5 protein-coding genes are annotated in these 5,839 nt (G+C 44.3%); all 5 read right to left on the bottom strand.

All coding sequences use genetic code 11. The features are described from left to right. Positions 1-416: hypothetical protein (locus tag Q1V93_RS14565; RefSeq protein ID WP_300665666.1), on the bottom strand; the 416-nt coding region annotated here is incomplete at its 3' end. A gap of 14 nt (positions 417-430) precedes the next feature. Beyond that, on the bottom strand, positions 431-3,553 hold the full coding sequence (locus Q1V93_RS14560; protein WP_300665665.1) for a hypothetical protein: 3,123 nt from the start codon (positions 3,551-3,553) through the stop codon (positions 431-433). A 128-nt stretch (positions 3,554-3,681) separates the two neighbouring features. After that, positions 3,682-4,083: a GPW/gp25 family protein gene (locus Q1V93_RS14555; RefSeq protein ID WP_300665663.1), complete on the bottom strand. Its 402-nt coding sequence runs from the start codon at positions 4,081-4,083 to the stop codon at positions 3,682-3,684. Position 4,084: 1 nt separating this feature from the next. After that, on the bottom strand, positions 4,085-4,384 hold the full coding sequence (locus tag Q1V93_RS14550; protein WP_300665662.1) for a PAAR domain-containing protein: 300 nt from the start codon (positions 4,382-4,384) through the stop codon (positions 4,085-4,087). Between the two features lie 6 nt (positions 4,385-4,390). Next, a partial coding sequence (gene vgrG / locus Q1V93_RS14545) for a type VI secretion system tip protein VgrG (protein WP_300665660.1) occupies positions 4,391-5,839 on the bottom strand: 1,449 nt, incomplete at its 5' end.

The following is a 5,839-nucleotide window of genomic DNA, read 5'->3' as shown; positions in this document are numbered from 1 at the left end:
TTTCCATCTGCAGGAATTTTCTTCTGAGTCTTTTTTCCGGATCGCTGTTCCGCATGTAAGGTTCCTTTCACGTTGATGTCACAGCCTTCTTCCCCGAATTCAATTTCCCCGGTTTGTTTCAGAAGAATGAGCTGGTATTTTTCTTTTTCATTGACGCGACTGATTTTCATGTCGTTATTCAGGATGTCAAATTCCCAACGTCCGCCGCTGTCATCCGTCATGTTTTGTAGGAAGGTCATGACTGTTCCGTCCTGTTCCGACATTGGCGCAAGCTTGATTCCCGACTGGGCATCTTTCGAAAAACCATCGTCCAGAATATTGACCGTTGAATCAATCAGATTTTTGAAATCGTCAGCAGTAGGGCGTTGTCCTTTGCCGAATCCTTCAATCAATGTATTTCTGTTTCTAATCGCCATGATTCTAATTTTTTTCAGAGGATAAATGTTTTACCGATCTCCATATCTCCCAAACCATAAGGAGTGGCAGGTTCATCATCTTCCTCTACTTGTATAATGTGAGTTTCTGCGGGTACAAACAATTTATAGGGTTGATCCGGCATTAAAACCGTATCCTCGTTTTCAATTTTGTGCAGGTAATAGTGATTGCGTTTTCCGGATTTGTCCTGAGATACGCGTACGACTGCAAAATAAGAGATGCCGGCAACGAAATCTGCATCCCGGATGGCGTTATAGATTTTCGAAATCTGGATCGGTTCACCGAATTTCGGTAATGTGTCTTTCGCTTGCCACGGAGCAATGAGATTGTCGCAAATTTCGTAAAGTGCCTCAAGAGGAATCAATTGATTTTTGTCTTTTAAGCGGATCACGCATTTTACCTGAATTTCTTCGTAAACCGGATTAACCACGTCGACCAATACATTTTTGGAAGTGCGGGCACTCAAAAAATCTTCAATCCTGGAAAGAATTCCGGACGGAACCATTGGTTTGGAGTTATTCAGGGTTTTCAACTTGTTTTGCGGAATCACCACTACGGTTACAACTCCCGCTTTGGAGTCTTTCAGATTCGTATTCGGTAGGCACAAAGCCTTGCCGATATCTGAAAATTCCTGCAGCGTTAATAATTCGAAATCCCGTGCGGTAACAGCTCTTCCGCGATGCGTCACATATTCGGAAACGCGGGCTTGCATGTTTTTCAGGTCTTCCAGTTCCTGACCTGCATAAAAAGAAGTAATTTGTTCAATCTGGGTAATTCCTGGTAATTTCTTCTCAGGTTCCAGGATGCCGTTCGAGTTTTTGAACGATTGCATTTTTTCCACCGACGCGTCATCCGTCTCCAAAATAACCAATCCCGCATTGTTGTAAATAGCCCTGATTTCGGGAACGAATTCGTGGTTCTTCATGAAACCTGCCCGGATCCATAAAATGCCGTCGTTATCATACAAATTGGGCGGAATATGAAGCGGGAAATTGTAGACCAGGTTTCCGCTGATGGTCATGCGTTTGGTTTCGTCTTTCACGATAAAACCACGCGGCACTTCTTCCCAGTAATAACCGTCTCCCCAATACATCACGATTTGCGGAAGATTTTCAACCGTCATTTCATTGCTGGTTGCTTCCAGAACGATGAACGTGGAGAATAGCTCGCCACCTTTCACATTCTTGAAACCGAGCATCAGGCTGGCATCTGTTTCCTGTGAAAACACAAAGGGAATGCCGGTGTTTGTGCTGACTTCCCTGGAAGAAACCACTCCGAACGGATGCAATTGATCTACAATCACGTTGCTGTTCCGGGCATTTTTTCGCAAATCAATAATGTCTTCCGAACGGTAATCCAGTGTAATGTTTTCCACATGCGGGAAAATAGGCGGAAGCAGGACCGGAAGTCGCTTTTTACGCCACTTTTTCATCATCATTCGCTCGGTAAACAAATCGCGGTATTCCTGGTTTCCGAATCCCATATCGGGTTTTTCAAGCGTCAGGCGCACAAAACCGGTCCGGGTTTTAATCGTGTATTTGTACTCCTCTTCGCTCCCTTCGAACGGAACCATTTTCTTAATCACGATCTTATTGAAATCACTTTCTTCCGAGACGGCTTTATCCATTTTCGCGGCATTCGGATCATCGGTTACGGCATCTTCAAACAGCGGAAAATCGCTTCTTCCCGGAGTTGGAAACCAGCTGTTATCACTCAGATAACGCACCCGGATTTTGAACGTGTCATTTTCAACTACTTCCGGGTAAGCGGCGTAATGACCTTTTAATCCTTTCGGATGCAGCGGCAATTGATTCCATTTGATGGAAACGTTGATACTGCTGGTATTTTTAATAGCCATTTCGTAATTCCCTAAAGCCATCCAGGTTCCGGCAGAAGTATTGATTCCGAAAGGAGGGAAGGACTTGGAATTATCTATTTTTCCTAATTCATTGTAAACCTGCATGTCATTGATCCCTTCCACTTTGGTGCGGATAATGATGCGTTGAATGCGCAGTTTGTAAATCCAGGAATACGGATATAACCAGGCATCGAAATTAAGTCGGATTTGAATTGCCGGAAACTCGGATTCAAAATGATGCACTTCCTGCGTACAACCAACAGTTGACGGGAAATCTTCCGGAAGCAGGAATTTTAAGACTAAGCGGTTACTGATTTTGTCTCTCTTGACCTCGTAAACACTGACATTTGTCCAACCGGTTGGAGTACTGATCGTAATGTAAAAAAGACTGTTGAACAGATTGGATTGAAGGGTTTGCACCTGTACTTTATCATCTGTTTTCAAAAGTTCTTTTTCTGCTTGTTCAAGGGTGTAAAGCCATCTTTTATTCTCCGCTTCGAAGCAAATCGTGACATTTCGTTTTCCTTCGCGCAGGAGTAAAGACGGCGCTGCAATGCGCAATCCGATAGCTCTCGTTTCAAGCGAATGGTGTTCGTGATCAAACAATAAGGTACGATCCGAAACAGGCCGGTCGTGCAATAAATCGCGGGTTTTGATTGCCGTTACAAAATTCAGATTCGCAGCAGGGTAGTGGTACGGATTTCGTTCCATACATACCGTGTAAGCATTGACCGCAGTAATATCCTGAACGATCAATTCGTTTTCCAGGCGATAAGTCAATACATTCTGATCCGCATTTTTCCGGTTGAATCCGGTGTTTTTTTCAATGGTAATTGTTCCGGGAGTTACTTTGTCAAAAGCAAGCCAAACACGGTCTCCTTTTACGGAAAGCGGACTGACTTTGAGGTATTCCGTGAGATACCAATTGGCAAAATCATTCCAGCGCTTGTTGTATTGTTCGGATACTTTTTGAAGGTTTTCAATGAATGCAAGCAGCAATGCCTGTGAAGGTTCCATCTTCCCGATTGCTTCGTGTGCATGTTTTCTGCGAATACTTATTTGTAAAGCCTTCAGTTCATCCAAAAATGCTTCGAAATAACCTTCCGGGATTTCTTTTTCGTTATAGAATCGAATCCATCCTGCTATCTGGATCAATTTTTCGAGCATAGCAGCCTTGTCGTTGTCCAGCATCTTAAAATTGCCGGGAACGATCAGACGATCTAAACGATCCTTTCTGCTATGTCCGTCTTTTGATTCCATTTTTTTTAGAATTACGAATTACGAATTACGAATTACGAATTACGAATTACGAATTACGAATTCAGTTGATTAACAATTAATTACATTTCAATTCTTTTCATTCGTAATTAGGAATTTCTAATTCGTAATTATAGTTGTGTTCCTTCCAGGAAGTAGAACGGATAAACCATGCTGCTCCTGCTGTTTGTTTGACGGATCGTAAAGTCTATTTTGATCCATAAAATGCCTTCCATCGCATCCCTGACCTCGACTTCCACCGCATCTGTAATGATTCGCGGTTCGCCTTCCCGGATAGCTTGTTCTATAATGTCAATAATCATGGTTCTTTCCGAAAGATCAATTTTTGAAAAGACCCATTTGTCAATCGGGCAGCCATAATTGTAGCGGAATACCCGTTCTCCCGGAATAGTAGAAAACAGGATCCGCAGGCTTTCCCAAATATCTTCTTCGTCCGAAACCAGGTGTACGCCCCGTTGATTGAAGCGTACCGGGAATCCCCAACCGGTTCCTAAATATGTTTTGTCACTCATTTTAACCTCCGATTAATACCGTTGGACATCCCAGAACAATGGCTCCGCCATGCGCACAGGTGTCGCCCATTCGCGCAGCAGGTTTTCCTGCAATCAGAACCGTTGCCGATCCTTTGACAATACTGTCGGGCGGCCCCACGCAAACGCACATGTCGCCCATTACTGCAGCGGGCAATCCGCCGATCAGAACAGTGGGGGCTCCCGGTCCTGAAATTGGTCCGCCAACATGTGGAATGGGCGGAACTCCCGGTGTTACCATCGGGCAAGTATGCATATCTGTTAATCGTGCTGCTAAACTCATGGTGTTTTAATTAATCATGACTATTGCACCTTTCACCGTCGTTTGCCCTGCGGCAGACAATTCGGCTGAGGCATTTCCTTTTGCGGTGAAACTGGCATCGGCTGTCAGTTCAATATTGGTGCCTTTTACCGTTGCATTCACTCCTGCTTTCACACTAGCATTTGTTCCCGCATCTGTTTTGACTTCCGTTCCCGCTTTGATCGTAATTTCTTTGCTTGCCTGGATCAGGATTCCACTGTCAGAAAGCACTATTTTGTTTCCGTTCTGATCGGCCATGGTAACGGATTTATCCTTATCGCTCAATATCAATTTATTGGCACCGGGAGTGCTTACCGTTACTACTTTGTTTTCATCATCCATTTCGAACTTTAATCCCGATTTGGATTGAAGAAACTGTTTCGGATTTTTCGCATCAATTTCCAAAGGAGCAGCATTGGCCGAACTGTATAAACTTCCCAGGATAATCGGATAAGTAGGATCATTATTCAGAAATCCGAGTACCACCTCATCACCGATATTCGGGATGAAATAGGCACCGAAACTTTTACTGCTCCAAAAATTACTTAAACGTGCCCAGACTAAATTCTTGTCGCTGTTTATCAACGGAATTTCTACCTGGATACGGTATTCTTTTGCCGGATCGGCATCGATTTTTTTAACAACTCCGATGTGTAATCCTTCAATTCCCGGGAGCAATCCGGAAGCGGGTGGAGCAACAACATCCGTGTTCTGTGTGGCCATTTCCGGATCAATTCCCATTCCGGCAGTTGTTAACCATTCTCCGTCAGAGATTTCGTGTTCGACCATTCCGATAAAGGCATCGCCGTTGAAACGTTTTCCTAAACCCGTTAGTGTAATCAAACACCCCGGAACAGCTAACGAGCTCCCCTGGAATTTGATCTCACCGCGAATGCGCGATAAACCGGCTTTTAATGCCTGAGCATCTGCCCATGTTTGTAATTGAGAAGTGTCGCCGTAACTTTCCGTTTGAACTTCCCAGCGATCTCCGCCAATCGATTCCGATAACACATCCGGAGTTTGATCTCCCTGGCTGTTGAGTGTCGGTTTGGCAGAAGCAGCCTGGATCAGTTTCTGAGAGGTAATATCCCAGGCGTAAGCATCCACTCCGGCAGTTTGATCCGTAGTTTGTAATTCTCCCCGGAAGGAAATCAGATCTGTTCCGTAGGTAACACTTAATACCGCTGAAGCCGAAACTGCAGGTTTGGTAATTTTAACGGTAGTGCCATCCGTAATAATGATTAAGCCGTTTGCATCAGCGCGCGAACAAATGAAATCCCAATCGGAACAGTAGTATTGAACCAGTTCCGGATGTGTAACCGTTGTTGCATCAACTGTGGGGCTGACTGTAGAATAATCGCCCAAAATTTCGGTGATAATAGCGCTGTCCGTTTGCTGCTCGAAGAGCTTGTTTTTCCGGATCAGGGTACTTGGAAG

This window comes from Fluviicola sp., assembly GCF_030151805.1.
Taxonomy (GTDB): Bacteria; Bacteroidota; Bacteroidia; order Flavobacteriales_D; family Crocinitomicaceae; genus Fluviicola.
This window is presented reverse-complemented; position numbering and strand designations above follow the sequence as displayed.